General features: G+C 67.1%; 22 protein-coding genes and 3 pseudogenes. 20 read left to right on the top strand and 5 right to left on the bottom strand.

All coding sequences use genetic code 11. From position 1 onward, the window contains the following. Nucleotides 1-5 precede the first annotated feature (5 nt). Genes DPM13_RS18480 through DPM13_RS18470 form a run of 3 tightly spaced genes read right to left on the bottom strand, consistent with a single transcriptional unit; the run spans nt 6 to nt 2341 of the window. Nucleotides 6-1352 carry a sensor histidine kinase gene (locus DPM13_RS18480; RefSeq protein WP_112888581.1) on the bottom strand — a complete coding sequence of 449 codons (1347 nt, stop codon included), beginning with the start codon at nt 1350-1352 and terminating at the stop codon, nt 6-8. Then, complete coding sequence (locus DPM13_RS18475; protein ID WP_112888580.1) at nt 1349-2011, bottom strand: response regulator transcription factor; 663 nt, start codon at nt 2009-2011, stop codon at nt 1349-1351. Before DPM13_RS18475 ends, DPM13_RS18480 begins: the two co-directional genes overlap by 4 nt. After that, entirely contained in the window at nt 2012-2341 is a 330-nt protein-coding gene (locus DPM13_RS18470) for a PepSY domain-containing protein (protein WP_112888579.1), read from the bottom strand. 140 nt (nt 2342-2481) lie between these two features. On the opposite strand from DPM13_RS18470, the gene DPM13_RS18465 reads away from it, so the two are divergent. From DPM13_RS18465 to DPM13_RS18430, 15 genes and pseudogenes are all read left to right on the top strand, one after another. Beyond that, nucleotides 2482-3027: a calcium-binding protein gene (locus DPM13_RS18465; RefSeq protein ID WP_223252175.1), complete on the top strand. Its 546-nt coding sequence runs from the start codon at nt 2482-2484 to the stop codon at nt 3025-3027. 541 nt (nt 3028-3568) lie between these two features. Continuing rightward, nucleotides 3569-3859: pseudogene (locus DPM13_RS26305) on the top strand (substrate-binding domain-containing protein); the annotation flags it as partial. Nucleotides 3860-3923: 64 nt separating this feature from the next. After that, a complete protein-coding gene (locus DPM13_RS25480; RefSeq protein ID WP_262983188.1) occupies nt 3924-4481 on the top strand; it encodes a substrate-binding domain-containing protein in 558 nt (185 codons plus the stop codon). A 66-nt stretch (nt 4482-4547) separates the two neighbouring features. Continuing rightward, on the top strand, nt 4548-4841 hold the full coding sequence (locus DPM13_RS25475) for an ATP-binding cassette domain-containing protein (protein WP_262983187.1): 294 nt from the start codon (nt 4548-4550) through the stop codon (nt 4839-4841). A gap of 2 nt (nt 4842-4843) precedes the next feature. Beyond that, nucleotides 4844-5800, top strand: a complete 957-nt coding sequence (locus tag DPM13_RS25470; RefSeq protein WP_397245108.1) for an ATP-binding cassette domain-containing protein — start codon at nt 4844-4846, stop codon at nt 5798-5800. Further along, nucleotides 5731-6333, top strand: coding sequence for an ABC transporter permease (locus DPM13_RS24305; protein WP_397246432.1), 603 nt, complete (start codon nt 5731-5733; stop codon nt 6331-6333). Before DPM13_RS25470 ends, DPM13_RS24305 begins: the two co-directional genes overlap by 70 nt. A gap of 171 nt (nt 6334-6504) precedes the next feature. After that, nucleotides 6505-7014, top strand: a complete 510-nt coding sequence (locus tag DPM13_RS24300) for an ABC transporter permease (RefSeq protein WP_223252174.1) — start codon at nt 6505-6507, stop codon at nt 7012-7014. Between the two features lie 2 nt (nt 7015-7016). After that, nucleotides 7017-7214 carry a carbohydrate kinase family protein gene (locus tag DPM13_RS24295; protein WP_223252173.1) on the top strand — a complete coding sequence of 66 codons (198 nt, stop codon included), beginning with the start codon at nt 7017-7019 and terminating at the stop codon, nt 7212-7214. Between the two features lie 50 nt (nt 7215-7264). Beyond that, nucleotides 7265-7954 carry a sugar kinase gene (locus DPM13_RS18445; protein WP_223252172.1) on the top strand — a complete coding sequence of 230 codons (690 nt, stop codon included), beginning with the start codon at nt 7265-7267 and terminating at the stop codon, nt 7952-7954. A 4-nt stretch (nt 7955-7958) separates the two neighbouring features. Continuing rightward, nucleotides 7959-8297 carry a class II D-tagatose-bisphosphate aldolase non-catalytic subunit gene (locus DPM13_RS24290; RefSeq protein ID WP_223252171.1) on the top strand — a complete coding sequence of 113 codons (339 nt, stop codon included), beginning with the start codon at nt 7959-7961 and terminating at the stop codon, nt 8295-8297. A 203-nt stretch (nt 8298-8500) separates the two neighbouring features. Next, nucleotides 8501-9031 (top strand): class II D-tagatose-bisphosphate aldolase, non-catalytic subunit, encoded by a 531-nt coding sequence (locus DPM13_RS24285; RefSeq protein WP_262983185.1) that lies wholly within the window; start codon nt 8501-8503, stop codon nt 9029-9031. 92 nt (nt 9032-9123) lie between these two features. Then, nucleotides 9124-9219 (top strand): class II D-tagatose-bisphosphate aldolase, non-catalytic subunit, encoded by a 96-nt coding sequence (locus tag DPM13_RS24280; protein WP_223252170.1) that lies wholly within the window; start codon nt 9124-9126, stop codon nt 9217-9219. 81 nt (nt 9220-9300) lie between these two features. Beyond that, nucleotides 9301-10065 (top strand): LacI family DNA-binding transcriptional regulator, encoded by a 765-nt coding sequence (locus DPM13_RS18435; RefSeq protein WP_223252169.1) that lies wholly within the window; start codon nt 9301-9303, stop codon nt 10063-10065. Between the two features lie 22 nt (nt 10066-10087). Continuing rightward, nucleotides 10088-10312 (top strand): substrate-binding domain-containing protein, encoded by a 225-nt coding sequence (locus DPM13_RS24275; RefSeq protein WP_223252168.1) that lies wholly within the window; start codon nt 10088-10090, stop codon nt 10310-10312. Nucleotides 10313-10684: 372 nt separating this feature from the next. Then, complete coding sequence (locus tag DPM13_RS18430) at nt 10685-11647, top strand: IS1595 family transposase (RefSeq protein ID WP_112888817.1); 963 nt, start codon at nt 10685-10687, stop codon at nt 11645-11647. Here DPM13_RS18430 and DPM13_RS18425 read toward each other — a convergent pair. Next, entirely contained in the window at nt 11604-12071 is a 468-nt protein-coding gene (locus DPM13_RS18425; RefSeq protein ID WP_112888578.1) for a hypothetical protein, read from the bottom strand. The genes DPM13_RS18430 and DPM13_RS18425 overlap by 44 nt on opposite strands. A gap of 370 nt (nt 12072-12441) precedes the next feature. Next, nucleotides 12442-13465, bottom strand: a pseudogene (ilvC, locus tag DPM13_RS18415) (ketol-acid reductoisomerase). A gap of 127 nt (nt 13466-13592) precedes the next feature. Between ilvC and DPM13_RS18410 the strand changes: the two are divergent. The 5 genes and pseudogenes from DPM13_RS18410 (at nt 13593) to DPM13_RS18390 (ending at nt 17296) form a co-directional block, all read left to right on the top strand. Continuing rightward, nucleotides 13593-14048 carry an Lrp/AsnC family transcriptional regulator gene (locus tag DPM13_RS18410; protein WP_080622604.1) on the top strand — a complete coding sequence of 152 codons (456 nt, stop codon included), beginning with the start codon at nt 13593-13595 and terminating at the stop codon, nt 14046-14048. Next, complete coding sequence (locus DPM13_RS18405) at nt 14045-14503, top strand: Lrp/AsnC family transcriptional regulator (RefSeq protein ID WP_099649605.1); 459 nt, start codon at nt 14045-14047, stop codon at nt 14501-14503. Before DPM13_RS18410 ends, DPM13_RS18405 begins: the two co-directional genes overlap by 4 nt. Nucleotides 14504-14610: 107 nt before the next feature. After that, nucleotides 14611-15237 carry a LysE family translocator gene (locus DPM13_RS18400; protein WP_080622602.1) on the top strand — a complete coding sequence of 209 codons (627 nt, stop codon included), beginning with the start codon at nt 14611-14613 and terminating at the stop codon, nt 15235-15237. A gap of 111 nt (nt 15238-15348) precedes the next feature. Continuing rightward, nucleotides 15349-16641, top strand: a pseudogene (locus DPM13_RS18395) (FtsX-like permease family protein). Then, entirely contained in the window at nt 16634-17296 is a 663-nt protein-coding gene (locus DPM13_RS18390; RefSeq protein ID WP_080622600.1) for an ABC transporter ATP-binding protein, read from the top strand. Before DPM13_RS18395 ends, DPM13_RS18390 begins: the two are co-directional and overlap by 8 nt. Nucleotides 17297-17430 lie beyond the last annotated feature (134 nt).

Below are 17430 nucleotides of genomic sequence, written 5' to 3'. Positions count from 1 at the left end.
AGGCCCTAGCGCGCGGCCGGGTCCAGCGTCAGCAGCACCTCGAGTCCCGGGCGGGCGTTGCGCATCCGCAGGCTGCCCCCGGCGGCATCGGCCACGCCCGCGACCAGGGCCAGGCCAATGCCCTGTCCCTCGCTTTCCGGGTCGAGGCTGAGGCCGCGCTGGGTCAGGCGGGTCAGGTCGGCCTCGGGCACGCCGGGGCCGTCGTCGCGGACCCGGATTGCCACCTTACCGCCTTCGGCCCGGACCGAGGCGGTGACGGTTTCATGCGCGTGGCGCATGGCGTTTTCCATCAGCGCCCCAAGCGCCTCGGTCAGGTCGCCCGCGTCGATGCGGGCGCGCAGCGGCTCGGGCGCCTCGATCCGCCAGTCGATCAGGCCGCCCTGCGGGGTGCGGCGCAGGACCTCGACCAGCTTGCGCAGCACCTGCGCGGGGTCGGCGCCGGCCGCGGCGCGGTCGGTCTGGATGCGGGCCCGGGCCAGTTCGCGGTCGACATGGCGGCGCATGGCGGCGGCGATGGTTTCGATGCTTTCGGCGATCTCGTGCTGGCCGCTGTCGCGCAGTTGTCGGGCGTCGCCCATCAGCGCCTGCAAGGGGGTTTTCAGGCCATGGGCAAGGTCCGCCGCGCGGTGGCGGGCGCGGGCCAGTTCCCGGTCGCGGGCATCCAGCAGCGTGTCGATCTGGCTGGCCAGCGGGACCACCTCGGCCGGCATGTCAGTGCCGATCCGGGTGCGCGCGCCGCGAGCAAGTTCGGCCACCCGGGCGCCAACCTGCGCCAGGGGTTGCAGGCCGACGCTGATCTGCACGAAGAACGCCGTCAGCAGCAGCGCCCCCAGCAACGAAAGATAGGGCAGCAGGTCGCGCATGAAGCCGCGCCGGGCCAGCGCCAGTTCGTTGCGGTCAAGCGCGACCAGGATCTGCAGCGGCACCGCATCCGCCCCGGAACCGATCAGCAGGTCCTGTTGCAGGGCGATCAGCGACTCGGACTGCGGGCCGGTCAGGTCCAGCATCGTCAGGCGGCCGGGAACGGGGGGGGCCTCGACCATGGGCAGGTTGGCATCCCAGAGCGAGCGGGAATGGCGCAGGTCGTCCCCCAGCCTGATCTGCCAGTAATGGCCCGAAAAGACCTGCTCATAAAGCGGGTCCAGCGGCACCGGGCGCAGGGCGGGGCGGCCGGGGGGCAGACGCTCGACCATCGAGGCCAGGGCCAGGGCCCGCGATTTCAGGTCGGCCTGAGCGATGCGTTCCACATGGCGGTCGAACAGCAGTGCCAGCCCGACCGACGACAAGGCCAGCGCCACCACGATGGCGAGCGCCCCGGCCAGCATCATCCGCCAGCGGATCGAAACCTTCACGCCTGCGCGTCCAGGTGATAGCCGAAGCCGCGCCGCGTGGCGATGACGCCGGGCCCGAGCTTGCGGCGCAGGCGGGCGACGATGGCTTCAAGCGCGTTCGCTTCGCGCGCGTCGTCGTCGCCGTAAAGATGCTCCAGCAGTTCGCCCGGCGCGATCACCCGGTCGCGGTTCAGCGCCAGATAGGCCAGCAGGCGGAACTCCAGCGGCGTCACCGCCACGGGTATCCCGTCCAGCGCGACCGTCATGCGGTTCAGGTCCACCACCAGCCGGCCGAACTGCTGCTGGCCCGCACCGCGCCCGCCCGCACGGCGCACCAGGGCGCGGGCGCGGGCGATCAGCTCCTCCATGCGGAAGGGCTTGGGAAGGTAATCGTCGGCGCCCGCGTCGATGCCCTCGACCCGTTCGGTCCAGGCGCCGCGCGCGGTCAGGATCAGAACCGGGCTTTCGCAGCCCTCGGCGCGCCAGCGCTTCAGCACGGTCAGCCCGTCCAGCCGGGGCAGGTTCAGGTCCAGCACGATCAGGTCGTAATTCTCGGTCCCGCCGCGAAACCAGGCGCTGTCGCCATCCGCCACCGTCTCGACCCGAAAACCCGAGCCGGTCAGCGCGCGGTCCAGATCGGCCGCGATGCGGGGATCGTCTTCGACCACCAGGGCGCGCATTCAGTCCTCTTCCTCGTCCACATCCACGATTGTGCCGTTGGCGGCGTTCATGTCCACCTCGATCAGGCGGCCGTCGGTGGTGACCAGGTCGACTTCATAGACCAGAATTCCGTTGCTGTATTCCAGTTCGACCTCGATCACCTTGCCGGGGTGCTGTTCCTGCAACCGGGCCAGGACCTGGGCCAGGGGCAGGATCTCGCCGCGTTCGACCAGGTCGCGGGCCAGCTCGACGTCGGGACCGGGGCCGGCGGCCGGCCCGGGGCTGCCCTGGCCGCCGGCGACCTGCGGCGCCAGCAGCAGGGCAAGGAAAAGGAAAAGCGCGCGTGTCATGACGCCTTATCTAGCGGTTCGCCGCTGACATTTCGCTGACAGATCGGATCAGAGCGCTGTCAGGCGGGTTGTGGCAAGACGAAGGCACAAGCCGGGGCAGCGCGCCCCGAAACCCGAATCAACAACGAAAGGATCGCATGATGGCACGCAAGATCGGAACCAACCTGGCCGACCGGATCGCGGGAACCAACCTCTCGGACTGGCTGTCCGGGCTGGGCGGGAACGACACCATCCTGGGTCACGGCGGCAATGACGAAATCGAGGGCGGGGCCGGCAACGACAAGCTGTATGGCGGCGCCGGCAATGACGAGCTTGAGGGCGGCACCGGCAACGATCTTCTGCACGGTGGCGTGGGTCATGACGAACTTGAAGGCGGCGCGGGCAACGACACGCTTGCCGGCGATGACGGCAACGACGAACTGGACGGCGACGCCGGCAACGACCGCCTGCTGGGCGGCGCGGGCAATGACGATCTGGACGGTGGCAGCGGGTTCGACTTCCTGCACGGCGGCGCAGGTCGCGACACGCTGGACGGCGGGGCAGGGGCCGACACGCTGACCGGCGGCGCCGGCGCCGATGTGTTCGAGTTCGAGCGTGGCGACGGGCGCGACCGCATCACCGATTTCCGCAATGGCGAGGATCGGCGGATATCGACGACTACAGCGCGGCGCAGGTCAACGCGCTGATCCGCTCGGCCCAGCAGGTTGGCGACGATGTGGTGCTGCGGCTGTCGGCCGATACCACCATCACCATCGACAACTTCCGCGTGGCGCAACTGGACAGCAGCGACTTTCTGATCTGACGCAAGGGGGCGCCGCCCGGCCGGCCAGGCCATGGGCGGCGCTTCGGTGATCCTGGCCCTGGCAGGCACAGTTCGCCCACCTGCAGTCCCTAGGTGTCGGACAGCGCGAACCCTGCGCAAAGAGGTCATCCGGGTCGATGCTCGACTGCCGGTGGCCAAAGAGATGGCGTGATGCGGGCAGCATGGCGGGGCGGCCACCCACGGCCGCCTCGCCTGTCCTTTCTGCGACCCGCCGGTGCCGTGGCAACCTTATTGAATTGATTGAGGAAACTATTCGAAGAAGCTTTCGCTCGTGAGTACTTAGGGCAGAAAATTACCTCGAGTAACGTCTATAATTGACACCCGTAAAATTTTTTGTTCTAAACCTCCCTGACCGCCGGAACGGGAATCCGGTGCGTCGCCGGCCTGGGCCGGCTGTCTCGTTGATGTTGAGACCTTGGGAGGGCCTCATGACCTACAAGATTGCGCTTTCGGCGCTGCTGACCTCGGCCGCGCTGGCCTTTGGCGGGGCGGCGCAGGCCGACGGCATCGGTGCCTCGCTGCTGACGCAGCAGCATCCGTTCTATATCGAACTGGCCGATGCGATGAAGTCCGAGGCCGAGGCCAAGGGCGTGCCGCTGGAAATCAGCATCGCCAACCAGGACCTGAACAAGCAGCTGGCCGATGTCGAGGACTTCATCGTCAAGGGCGTCGATGTCATCGTGATCTCGCCGGTGGACAGCCAGGGCGTGATGGCTGCCATCGCCAAGGCCGAGGCCGCGGGCATCAAGGTCGTTGACCGTGGACGTGCCGGCGGCGAACGCCAAGGTCACGTCCCACATCGGCACCGACAACTATGCCGGCGGCGTGAAGGCGGGCGAATTGATGGCCCAGGTCCTGGGCGGTCAGGGCAAGGTCGCGATCATCGACTATCCCACCGTCCAGTCGGTCGTCGCCCGCATCGAGGGCTTCAAGAAGGCGCTCGAGGCGCATCCGGGCATCGAGATCGTCGCCCAGCAGACCGGCATCACCCGGGCCGAGGCCCTGGCCGTCGCGCAGAACATGCTGCAGGCCAATCCCGACATCACCGGCATCTTCGGCTTTGGCGACGATGCGGCGCTGGCGGCGACCGTCGCCGTGAAGTCGGCGGGGCTTGAGGGCAAGGTCAAGGTGATCGGCTTTGACGGCATGGAAGAGGCCCGCAACGCGGTCGATACCAACCCGACCATGGTCGGCGTGATCCAGCAGTTCCCCGACCAGATGGGCAAGACCGCCGTGGACACGGCCGCCATGGTCATCGAGGGCAAGGACGTTCCCGCCGAGCAGCCCATCGTGCCGGGCGTCTACGTCAAGAAATAGGGTCATTGTCGCGCAAGGCGCCGCCCCGCGATGCCTTGCGCCGGCCCTGGGGGAGGAGGCAAGCGGATGAGCCAGACCGCGCCAGTCGTGCTGTCCCTGCGCGACGTCAGAAAAAGCTTCGGCCCGGTCGCGGCGCTCAAGTCCATGCGGCTCGACGTCAGGCCCGGCCGCGTCCATACCATCCTGGGCGAGAACGGCGCCGGCAAGTCCACGCTGATGAAGATCCTGGTGGGGGTCCACCAGCCTTCGGGCGGCGAGATGGTGCTGGACGGCCGCCCCTATGCGCCGCAAAGCCCGCAGGAGCGGCGGCGCAGGGCCTGGCGATCGTCTTTCAGGAAGTCAGCCTGTCCGACAACCTGACGGTGGCCGAGAACATCATGGCCACGCACGAGCCGTCCCGCCTGGGCTTGATCAACGACCGCAAGCTGCGGGCCCAGGCGGCGGCGCTGGTGCGCGACCTGGGCCTGCCGGTCGATGTGGGCGCGCGCGTCGGCCAACTGTCCATCGCACAGCGCCAGCTGGTCGAAATCGCCAAGGGCCTGAGCCGCCCGGCCAAGGTGCTGATCCTGGACGAGCCTACGTCGTCCCTGTCCGATTCCGAGGCCGAGATCCTGTTCCGCATCGTCGAGCGGCTCAAGGCGCGGGGCACCGCGATCCTGTACATCTCGCACCGGATGGAGGAGATCATGCGGCTGTCCGATGACATCACCGTCATCCGCGACGGCGAATATGTCGCGACCCGCCAGCGCGAGGATACCACCATCGAGGACCTGATCGCGCTGATGGTCGGGCGCCGGATGGAGGAAATCTATCCGCCCCGCCTGACCCCGGCGCCGGACCTTGCCCGCGCCCCCGCGCTCGAGGTGCGGGGCCTGTCCATCGGCAAGGCGTTCAGCGATGTCTCCTTCGCCGTCCGCCCGGGCGAGATCCTGGGCTTTTACGGGCTGGTCGGCTCCGGCCGGTCCGAAGTGATGAAGGCGCTGTTCGGGATGCGCGCCGCGACCGGCCAGATCATCGTCGGCGGCAGCCCCTTGCATCCGCGCGACCCGGCCGAGGCCATTGCCGCCGGCATCGGCTTTGTCACCGAGAACCGCAAGGAAGAGGGGCTGATCCTGGGCGCGGGCGTTCGCTCGAACATCTCGGCCGCCTCGCTGGGCCGGTTCTCGGGTCGGGGCGGCTTCCTGCGCTTTGCCGAGGAACGCCGCGCCGCCGGCGCCGAGGTGCGGCGGCTGGCGATCCGCACCAAGCGCTGGACACGCCCGCAGGTACCCTGTCCGGCGGCAACCAGCAGAAGGTCGTGCTGGCGCAATGGCTGCTGACCAGGCCCCGCGTCCTGATCCTGGACGAGCCGACGCGCGGCGTCGACATCGGCGCGAAATCCGAGATCTATCGCATCATCCGCGAACTGGCCGCCCAGGGGGCCGCGATCCTGCTGGTGTCCTCGGAACTGCCCGAGGTGCTGGGTCTGGCCGACCGCATCGCCGTCATGGCCGAAGGCCGCGCTGCGGGCTTCGGCGCCGCGCGGCGACCTGACGCCGGAACGCGTCATGGCCCATGCAACGGGAACCCATCAATGACCCAGACGACCGACCCCGACATTCACGCGACCCGCCACCAGCTTCGCGCCGCCCTGCATCAATACGGCGGCATCCTGGTGTCGCTGGTCGTGCTGTGCGTGATCTTTTCCGTCATGAACGAACGGTTCATGACCATCGCGAACCTGACGAACATCCTGCAGCAGGTGGCGGTGGTCGCAATCGCGGCCTTCGGCATGACCTGGGTCATCCTGCTGGGCGAAATCGACCTGTCCATCGGCTCGATCATCGCGGTTGCGGGATTGGCGTACACGTAGCTCGTCGCTCCGGCCGCGGTTTGGCCCTTGCTCCGCATCCGGCCGGCGCGGTCATAGCTGAACACCTGACTGTAAGCAGTCTGGCTGCGGGTATTGCTCGAACGCAGGAGCCGGCCAGCATAGTCGTAGGCAATGGCAACGTGCCCACCAATCGGGGCGCCGGCGATGATCATGGACCCGGCCTGGACCGCCATCGGCAGCAATGCCTGGCTTGGCCTTCCGATCATCATCTGGATCGTGCTGGCGCTGTTTCTGTTCAACCACATCCTTCTGTCGCGCACGACCTTTGGCCGGCGCACCTATCTGACCGGCGGCAACCGCGAGGCCGCGGTCTATTCCGGCATCAAGGTCGACCGGCTCAAGATCACCATCTTTACCCTGTCGGGGGTGATGGCGGCGCTTTCGGGCATCCTGCTGTCCTCGCGCCTCTACTCGGCCCAGACCAACGCTGGCATGAGCTATGAGCTGGACGCCATCGCCGCGGCGGTGCTGGGCGGGACCAGCCTGGCGGGCGGCGTCGGCACCATGGTCGGCACGCTGATCGGGGCGCTTATCATCGGGGTCATGAACAACGGCATGAACATGCTGTCCGTGCCCTATTTCTATCAGCTGATCGTCAAGGGGCTGGTGATCCTGATCGCCGTCTGGCTGGACGTTCGGGCCAAGCAGCGGCGGAGCTGACCATGCAGAAAGTCCTGACCATCGGCGAAGTCCTGGTCGAGATCGTGGCGACCACGCGGGGCGACGGGTTCCTGCAGGCGCAGCCGCTGGTCGGGCCCTTCCCCTCGGGTGCGCCGGCGATCTTCGTCGACCAGTGCGGCAAGCTGGGCACGCCTTGCGCCATCGTCTCGCGCGTGGGGAACGACATTTCGGGCGGCTGAACATCGACCGGCTGCTGGCCGCGGGGTCGATGTCTCGGGCACGAGGCGCTGTGGAGGAAATCACCGGCAGCGCCTTCGTCCGCTATCGTCCAGACGGCAGCCGGGCATTTCTTTACAACCTGCGCCATGCCGCCTGCGGCCAGATCCGGCCCACGCCCGCGTCCGAGGCGCTGGTCGATGCCTGCGGGCATCTGCATGTCATGGGCTCGGCCCTGTCCGCGCCCGGGCTGGGCCGGATGGTGATGGATGCCGCGCGGCGCATCAAGGCGCGGGGCGGCACGATTTCCTTCGACCCGAACCTGCGGCCGGAACTGCTGGACGCGCCGGGAATGCGCGAGGCGCTGGGGGCGATCCTGGACATGACCGACCTGTTCCTGCCCTCGGGCGAGGAGCTGTTCCTGTTCGACCCCGGCCGGGACGAGGCCGGCGCCATCGCCGCGCTGCTGGAGCGCGGCATCCGCACCGTGGTCGTCAAGCGCGGTGCAGAGGGGGCCAGCCTGTTCCAGCGCGGCCTGCGCGTCGATGCCCCGCCGCTCTCGGTGAACGAGATCGACCCGACCGGAGCGGGGGACGCCTTTGGCGGCGCCTTTCTCAGCCTGTGGCTGGCTGACACCGAACCGGGCCTGGCGCTGCGCCTGGCCAATGCCGCGGGCGCGCGCGCCGTGACGCGGCTGGGGCCCATGGAGGGCACCTCGACCCGCGCCGAACTCATGGCGCTGCTGCAAGAACAAGGGGCCTGAACCGATGACCGACAACCCACTGCATTCCATCGGCCAATGGCGCGATCGGCCCGGCCCTTCGGGCATCCCCTCGATCTGCACCGCCCATCCGCTGGCGATCGAGGCGGCGATGCGTTCCACCCTGCCGACGCCCCTGCCGCTGCTGATCGAGGCGACCTGCAACCAGGTCAACCAGGACGGCGGCTATACCGGCATGACGCCCGCCGATTTTGCCGACTGCGTCCATGACATCGCGGCGCGCGTGGGCTTTCCGCCGGACCGGCTGATCCTGGGCGGCGACCATCTGGGCCCGAACCCCTGGAAGGACCTGCCCGCCGAACAGGCGATGGCAAGGCCGAGGTGATGATCCGCGCCTAGCCGCCGCAGGTTGCACCAAGCTGCACCTGGCCGCTCCATGGGCTGCGCGGGCGAACCCGTCGCGCTGGACGACGCCGAAACCGCGACCCGAGCCGCGCGCCTGGCCGCGGCGGCCGAGGCGGCGCGGCCGCGGGCGGCATCCCGCCCGTCTATGTCATCGGCACCGAGGTCCCGATCCCCGGTGGCGCCATGGAGGAAATCGAGGGGCTCGAGGTCACGCACCCCGACGCCGCCCTGACCACCCACGCCGTCCACCGGCAGGCCTTTGCGGACGCCGGGCAGGATGATGCGTTCGCCCGCGTCATCGGGCTTGTCGTCCAGCCGGGGGTCGAGTTCGGCAACCACAACGTCATCGGCTATGACCCCGCAGCCGCCCGCGACCTTGCCGCCGTGCTGGGGCGGATGCCGGGCCTGGTCTACGAGGCGCATTCGACCGACTACCAGACGCGCGAGGCGCTGGCCGCGCTGGTCGGCGACGGCTTTGCCATCCTCAAGGTCGGGCCGGGCCTGACCTTCATGCTGCGCCAGGCGCTTTACGGGCTGGACGCCATCGCCGAGGAGCTGTTCCCCGGCCGCCGCCCGCGCCGCCTGCGCGACACGATGGAGGCGGTGATGCTGGACGCCCCCCGGAACTGGGACCGCTATTACCATGGCACCGAGGCCGAGCAGGCCTTGCAGCGGTGTTCCAAAAGCGCGAAGCGAAAATTGCTGCGGCAGTAGGCCAGGTCGGCGATCGCTGACCAGATCGCGCAGCTCGACGGCCGACCTGCCGCTAGCGCTGGGCGCAACACCTGGGCGGGCTTTACCCCGAGGTGCGCGCCGGGCGGCTGCCGTCCCGGGCGCGGGACCTGGCGCTGGCGGCGGTCCAGGGGCTGGTGCAGGACTATGTGGCGGCCTGCTGCCCTTGACCCTTGCGGGCCATGCGGAAAACAATGCAGGACCTTGGACAGGCGCCGCCACATTCCGACGCGCGCCGGGAAAGAGCCGGGATGGAAGACCACAAGATCAGGAACATGGAAGAATTCTCGTCGGTCAGCGGCATCTCGCGGCCGACGATCTCGAAATACTTCAACGATCCTTCCAGCGTCCGCCGCTCGACCCGGGAACGGATCGAGCAGGCTATCGCCCGCTATGGCTATCGGCCGAACCTGTTCGCGATCAACCAGAACCGCAAGCTGACCAAGAACATCGGCATCATCGTCCCCCACATCATCGACCCGTTCTATGCCGAGATCGTCCGCCAGATCGAAACCCGCTGCATCGAGGCGGGCTATTGGGCCATCGTCCTGGGTTCGCATGGCGACGCCGATCGCGAACGCAGCGCCATCGAGATGCTCTATTCCCTGCGCATCGCCGGGGCGATCGTCGCGCCCCTGGGGGACAGCTCCGCCTCGGACCGCATCCGGAAGCTGGCGGCCGACATTCCGACGGTGATCTTCGACAACCACATGGACGGGGACGAGGTCTTCGTGGGCACCGACAATGCCCAGTCCATGGGGCTGATGGTGGACTATCTGTGCCGCAGCGGCGCGCCGCCCTGCTTTCTGGACATGCCCGCCGTCAACACCAACGCCCGCGAGCGGCGCGAGGCCTATGTCCGCGCCATGGCCGACCAGGGGCTTCAGCCCGATGTGATCGGCACTCAGGTCAGCGGCTGGGATTATGCGGCGCAAGGCATCCGGGCGAACGCTCTGCTGCCGGGCGGTGTCGACACAGACCGTGCTGGCGACCAAAGCCAGAAGGCATCGGGCTGATCGCGGCGGCCATGAACGAGGCGTGCCGGTCGGGCGCGGCGCCTGTGGCGCGCTGCGGGTCGCGGGCCACGACGACCATCCGATGGCGCGCTTTACCGCCCCCGGCCTGACCACGGTGGCGCAGGACTATGTGGCCATCGCCGAAGCCAGCCTCACCACCCTGTTTCACATGATCGAGGACGGCGTCCGCCCCACCCAGCCGCTGCGCCGGCTCGAGGGCCGGTTGATCCTGCGCGCCTCGGCCTGATCCAGCCCAGGCGGGGCCGGGATAAAGCACGAAGTGCCGTCAGCCGTGCGATTTCGGTTATCTTGCGCTGCCCCGCGCTTCTAGGGGTCGCAAACTGGCACTCGATCCGGGGCTCTGGACTTGCCCCGGGTTTTGTGGAGAGCGTTTAGCTCAGTTCCCGGCCCTTTCGCTCGAGGCGGCGTCTTGAAGCCGAGCGATGAATGCCGCCTGACGGGGTTATAAACGAGCGCCGAGGCCATCTTGCGACGGCGTTCGGCCAGGGTTCGAAGATCTGCTCGGACAGAGCTCGGTCTTAGGTAGCAAACGCACCATAGCGTTGACGCAGTGGGCTTTTGAGAACATTATGTGAACATGATGGCTCTGGAGGCCTCCATGGCGCAGCACTTTCTTCTCTCCGCGGCGGCACGAACACTTTCGCTCAAGGTGATTTTCTCCGATGGCGAGGAGGCCGCCTATCGCCGGTTCTGCCGGCTGCGCTGGCCTGAGACAGACGGCGCGCCGGTCTGTCCGGCCTGCGGATGCGCTGATGTCTACGACCTGACGACCCGTCGGCGTTTCAAATGTGCAGCCTGCCATCGCCAGTTCAGCGTGACCTCCGGCACCATCTTCGCGTCGCGGAAGCTGTCCTTCGTCGACCTGCTCGGCGCGATCTGCCTGTTCGTGAACGCGGCCAAGGGGCTGTCGGCCGTCCAGCTCTCGCGCGATCTGGACGTGCAGCACAAGACGGCGTTCGTGCTGATGCACAAACTCCGCGAGGCGATGACGACCGAGATCCGGGATATGCGCCTGACGGGCGAGGTGGAGGTGGACGGAGCTGCCTTTGGTGGTCATGTCCGGCCCGCCAACCTGCGTGATGAGCGTGTCGACCGGCGGCTGCTCGGCAACCGCAGCGGCAAACGCCACGTGGTGGTCGTGCTGCGCCAGCGCGGCGGCCGAACCGTCACACGGACCTTTCTGCGCGAGGGCCTGGGTGTCGACTTCGTCAGGGAGCAGACCGCCTCCGGCACCGTCGTTTCGGCCGACGAGGGCACGCACTGGGATCTTCTGGAGCCCGATTTCGACATGCAAAGAATCAATCATTCAGAGGCTTACAGTCTGAATGGTGCTCACACAAATGGCGCCGAGAGCTACTTCTCGCGGCTGAGACGGATGATCGGCGGCCAGCATCTGAGGGTTGAAGGGCGGTATCTCGATGCCTACGCAACTCATGCCGCCTGGCTCGAGGATCACCGGGAGGAAAGCAACGGATGTCTGGCAGATCGCCTGATCGGCGGGGCGCTTGCCGTGCCGGTCAGCCGGGCGTGGAAGGGATACTGGCAACGACGCGCAGCGTGACAGCGTCGCCTGCAGCCCACAAGCACATCCCTTTGCGCTTCTCCACCATACGGACGAGCTTTCGGCGCTTGGCATGGCGCAACGCCTGAACCACCTTGAATACCACAGAGTTCCTCAGGGCGGTATCCGAGATCTCGAGATCCCGTTCGGCCATGACGCGCTCGGCGAGCTCGCGCGTGGTCATCTCCCCGTCGACGTCGAGATGGCGGACGCAGATGTCGGCGATCTCGCCCTTCTTGAAGAAGCCATGGCTGACCATATACCGCACCCGCTGCCGCTCTGGAGCGGCGAACAGTTCGATCGTCGCGTTCACATGCGCCAGGTCGTGTTTGGCCTGGGCGATTTGCGCCTCATAGGCCTTGATCCGGCCGAGTATCTCGGCGCGCTTCTGCGTCAACGTCTGGATCACCAAAGGTTCGGACATGCCGACATTGGAACAAACGTCATGCCCCCGATCCAGTCGGCAATTTGGTGCGTTTGCTACCTAAGACCGAAGAAGCTCGTACGCGCAGGCTGCGTTCCGTAACCTCAGCCGTCGGGATCGCCGGTATCTGAACTTCTGAACATCCCGCATGATCGGCCCGGTGAAACCGCTCATCGGGATGCGCCTGCTCCTTCGGCAAGGCAGTCCTTTGCAACCCGGTGGCCCTGCCCGGCGGAGCCCCGCCTTCGCGGCGGCAAGCCCGGTGGAGTGGTCTTGTCTCAGCTTCATGAAAAGCCTCGTCCGATGATCGGCTACATTTGCCGCAACAAAAAAGCCCCGCATCGCTGCGGGGCTTCCTGTCCGGAACCGATCAGTTCCGCTCTTTGTCCACCATCTTGCCCTTGCTGATCCAGGGCATCATGGCGCGCAGTTTCTCGCCGACCTTCTCGATCTGGTGCTCGTCGTTGATGCGGCGGGTGGCCTTGAAGAACGGCTGGCCGACGGCGTTTTCCTGCATGAAGTCGCGCACGAACTTGCCGGTCTGGATGTCGTTCAGCACCGCCTTCATCCGCGCCTTGGTCTCGTCGTAGGGCAGGATGCGCGGGCCGCTGACGTATTCGCCGTATTCGGCGGTGTTGCTGATCGAATAGTTCATGTTGGCGATGCCGCCTTCATAGATCAGGTCGACGATCAGCTTCACCTCGTGCAGGCATTCGAAATAGGCCATCTCGGGCTCATAGCCCGCCTCGACCAGGGTTTCGAAGCCCATGCGGATCAGCTCGACCAGGCCGCCGCACAGAACCGCCTGCTCGCCGAACAGGTCGGTTTCGCATTCCTGGCGGAAGTTGGTCTCGATGATGCCCGAACGGCCGCCGCCGATGGCCGAGCAGTAGCTCAGGCCAAGGTCCATGGCCTTGCCGGTCGCGTCCTGGTGCACCGCGACCAGGCAGGGCACGCCGCCGCCCTTGAACGTATTCGCCGCGAACGGTGTGGCCAGGGCCCTTGGGGGCCATCATGATGACGTCGACGCCCTTCTTCGGCTCGATCAGGCCGAAGTGCACGTTCAGGCCGTGGGCGAAGGCGATCGCCGCGCCCTCGCGCAGGTTGTCGTGGACGTATTTCCTGTAGGTCTCGGCCTGCAGCTCGTCGGGCATGGTGAACATGACCAGGTCGGCCCAGGCGGCGGCTTCGGCGATGCCCATGACCTTCAGCCCCTCGGCTTCGGCCTTCTTGGCCGAGGGCGAGCCCTCGCGCAGCGCCACGACCAGGTTCTTGGCGCCCGAATCGCGCAGGTTCAGCGCATGGGCGTGGCCCTGGCTGCCGTAACCCAGCATGGCGATCTTCTTGTCCTTGATCAGGTTCACGTCGCAGTCGCGATCATAGTAAACGCGCATCAGAGTCTCTCCTCGTTCCGATGCGACGGTTATAGGGACCGCGCAGCGCCAGTTCTGTGCAATCTTTCCATTCTAGAGTGGCTAAGCTAGGAAATGATAATCTATTACTTACTGTAATGAAAAAATCATGCCCGACGCCACCGACAGACGCATTCTGCGCCAGCTCCTGGCCGACCCCGACATCGGCAATGCCGACTTGGCGGAACGCGCCGGCGTCACCCCGGCAAGCCTGTGGCGCCGGCTCGAGAAGCTGCGCGAAACCGGGGTGATCCGCGCGCTCGAAACCCGCATCGACTGGCGCAAGCTTGGCTACGAGGTGCAGGTCAGCCTGCGCTTCACCCTCGACAAGACCCACCCGCGCGCCTTCGACGAATTCATGGCGGCGGCGCGGCAGGTGCCCGAAGTGACGGAAATCCAGACCTTCCTCGGCTCGGTCGACCTGCGGCTGAACGTCATTGCCCGCGACATGGCGCATTGGCAGCAGATCTATCGCGAAAGCATCCTGTCTCTGCCGCATGTCTCGGATTCCGACGCGCTGATGCTGGTCAGCAATATCAAGGACGGGCAGGAGCTGCCGCTGTGACCCTGTCGCCCGACGCCACCGACCGGGCCATCCTGCGCCTGCTGGCCCGCGACGCGACCCGCAGCGCCGCCGAGATCGGGCGCCAGATCGGCCTGACCCAGCCCGCGACCTGGCGCCGCATCAAGCGCCTGACCGAGGCGGGGGTGATCGCCGGGCGCCGCGTCGTGGTCGATCAGGCGGCGCTGGGGTTCGGCGTCACCGTGTTCCTGGGCATTCGGCTCGCCGCCAAGGGCCGCACCAGCCTGGACGAATTCGAACGCGCCGTGACCGCCATCCCCGAGGTGCAGGTGGTCCAGCACGTCCTGGGCCAGTTCGACTACCGCCTGCGCATCCACGCCCGCGACATCGCCGATTTCGAACGCATCCTGCGCCGCCGCATCATGACCCTGCCGGGCGTGGGCCAGGTCGAGGCCAATGTGATGCTGTCCGAGGAACGCCGGCCGGGGCCGCTATAGGGTGCGTTCCTGTTGCTGCGGTAGAATGTCTGCTGTGCGGGACGATGCAGTCATAGACAAGCCAAATAAATTCGGGGCATGGTCCCGAAAAAGCTGATGGTGACGCAATGCCTTTGGAAACCTTGCTCCTGTTTGTGCCTGCCTGTTTCGCGCTAAACATGGCATTCGGCCCGAACAACCTGCTCTCGATGACCATCGGCGCGCGGTATGGTTTGCAGGTGGCCCTTGTGGCTGCCGCTGGCCGCCTCGTTGCCTTCGTTATGATGATTACCGTGGCCGCGCTTGGCATGGGCGCATTGCTCGTGGCCTCCGAGATCGCGTTTACGGCCGTGAAGTTTGCGGGGGCGGCCTATCTTGTCTGGCTCGGCGTCAAAATCCTGCGCTCCGAGGCGGAACTACCTGCGGAAAATCCGGACCTTGGCAAGCATGGGGTCCGTGGTCTCATCCGGCAGGAGTTTCTGGTCGCCATCGGCAACCCCAAAGCCATTCTGATCTTCACGGCCTTTTTCCCGCAGTTCGTGGCCCCGGCACATTACTGGGGCAGCTTCATGGTCCTCGGGGCTGTTTTCCTCACCCTCGAACTGCTGGCCATTGCACTCTACGCCTATGCCGGAACCCGGCTTTCAGGGGTGATGCGCAATGCACATGGCCTGCGCTGGATCAACCGCATCAGCGGCAGCACGATGATCGCTTTCGGCGCGCTTCTCGCAGCGGCGCGGCGTCCGACCGCTTAGCGGCAGCAAAGGCCCCCCTCGCACCATCCCCACGCCGCCCTCACGCCCTTGTAGCCTTGCCTTTCGTGATCGCCCGCGCCAATCAGTCCCGAACCAAACCCAAGGTGACCGATGGCCAGTTCCCGCCCGTTCTCGCGCTACGAATTCCTGATCGCCTGGCGCTACCTGCGCGCCCGCCGGGCCGAGGGCGGGGTCAGCGTGATGACCGGATCAGCCTCGAGGCCACCTGCGCGGCGGCCGCGCTGATCGCCGCAGCGGACGGCGAGATCGAGGGCCGAGTTCGTCGACACCATCCTGGGCGCGAACGCCCACAGTTCGGTGTCCTACATGCCGACCTCGGTCTATAACGATCTGACCGAGGAAACCTATGTCGTGCCCGGCACGATCCAGGATGCGGACGCGCTGGCGGCGCGGCTGGCGGCTGTTCCGGGCGTCACCCGCGCAACCCCGGTTGTTCGCGGCCAGGTGATGGTCTCGGCCAACGATTCCAACAACGTGGCCGAGGTCTATGGGGTGACGCTGGCCGATCTGAAGGCCATGCCGCGCATCTCCAATCCCTCGACCGCCGGCGGCAATATCGAGGGTTTCGACCGCGGCATCGCCATCGGGGCCGAGCTTGCGCGCGACCTGGGCGTGGGCGTCGGCGACCGGGTGCAGCTGATTTCCCCGCGCGGGGCGCAGACCGCCTTCGGCACCACGCCCCGGATCGAAAGCTATGACGTGGTCTATATCTTCTCGGCCGGGCGCTATGACATCGACAAGACCCGCGTCTACATGCCGATGCCCCAGGCGCAGTCCTATTTCAACCGCGAGGGAGTCGCGGACGAGATCGAGGTCTTCGTGCAGGACCCCGAGCGCGTGGACGCGCTGACCCCGGCGCTGCTGACCGCCGCCGGCGAACGCGCGCAGATCTGGACCTGGAAGGATGCCTCGGGCAGCTTCCTGCGCGCGCTGACGATGGAGGACAACGTGATGTTCGTCATCCTGTCGATCCTGGTGCTGATCGCCTCGATGAACATCACCTCGGGGCTGATCATGCTGGTCAAGAACAAGGGCCGCGACATCGGCATCCTGCGCACCATGGGCCTGACCGAGGGCTCGGTGCTGCGGGTGTTTTTCCTCTGCGGGGCCTTCACCGGGGTGATCGGCACGCTCGCGGGCGTCGCGCTGGGGGTGGCCTTCGCGCTGAACGTCCAGCATGTGCTGGATTTCGTGAACTGGATATCCGGCGGGGGCGCATGGGACGCCTCGGTCCGCGGCATCTATGAACTGCCGGCGCGGCTGCGCTGGGTGGATGTCGCCAAGGCCGTGGGCCTGTCGCTGGCGCTGTCCTTCGTCGTCACCATCTTTCCCGCCCGCCGCGCGGCGCGGATGAACCCGGTCGAGGCCCTGCGCTATGAATGACGTTCTGGTTCTGGACGCGATCTCCAAGACCTACGGCAAGGGCGGCCCGGCCCCGGTGCCGGTGCTGTCGGACCTGTCGCTCTCGGTCGCGCGGGGCGAGGTGGTGGCGCTGGTCGCGCCCTCGGGGGCCGGGAAATCGACGCTACTGCATATCGCGGGTCTGCTGGACACCGCCGACGCGGGCCGCGTGGTGCTGAACGGGCGCGACATGACCGGGCAGGGCGACCGCGCCCGCACCGAGGCGCGCCGCGTCTCGCTGGGCTTCGTCTATCAGTTCCACCACCTGCTGCCCGAATTCTCGGCCGCCGAAAACATCGTTCTGCCGCAGCTGGCGAACGGCGTTTCCCAAGGCGCGGCGCGGGCCCGGGCGGCGGACCTGCTGGGCCGTGTCGGGCTGTCGCACCGCGCCGATCACCGCCCGGCGCAGCTCTCCGGGGGCGAACAGCAGCGCGTGGCCTTTTGCCGGGCGCTGGCGAATGCGCCCGCGCTGCTGCTGGCGGACGAGCCGACCGGGAACCTCGATCCCGCGACCTCGGACAAGGTCTTCGACGTGCTGATGGGCCTGGTGCGCCAGACCGGGCTCTCGGCGCTGATCGCGACGCACAACATGGATCTGGCGGGGCGCATGGACCGGGTGATCCGGCTGGGGGGGTGATGAAGCGGCGCAAAGTCCGGTGCATCGCCGGTGTACGGCCGGTGTACGCCCTGTGCACGGCTGTCACAGCGAAAATCCCGGTGATTGCTGGGTTTCTTGCACCGACGCGGCGCGCGGTCACAGCGCGCAACGCA

Source organism: Paracoccus mutanolyticus (assembly GCF_003285265.1).
Taxonomy (GTDB): Bacteria; Pseudomonadota; Alphaproteobacteria; order Rhodobacterales; family Rhodobacteraceae; genus Paracoccus; species Paracoccus yeei.
The sequence above is the reverse complement of the archived record's forward strand: the minus strand, read 5'-3'. Positions and strand labels throughout refer to the sequence as shown.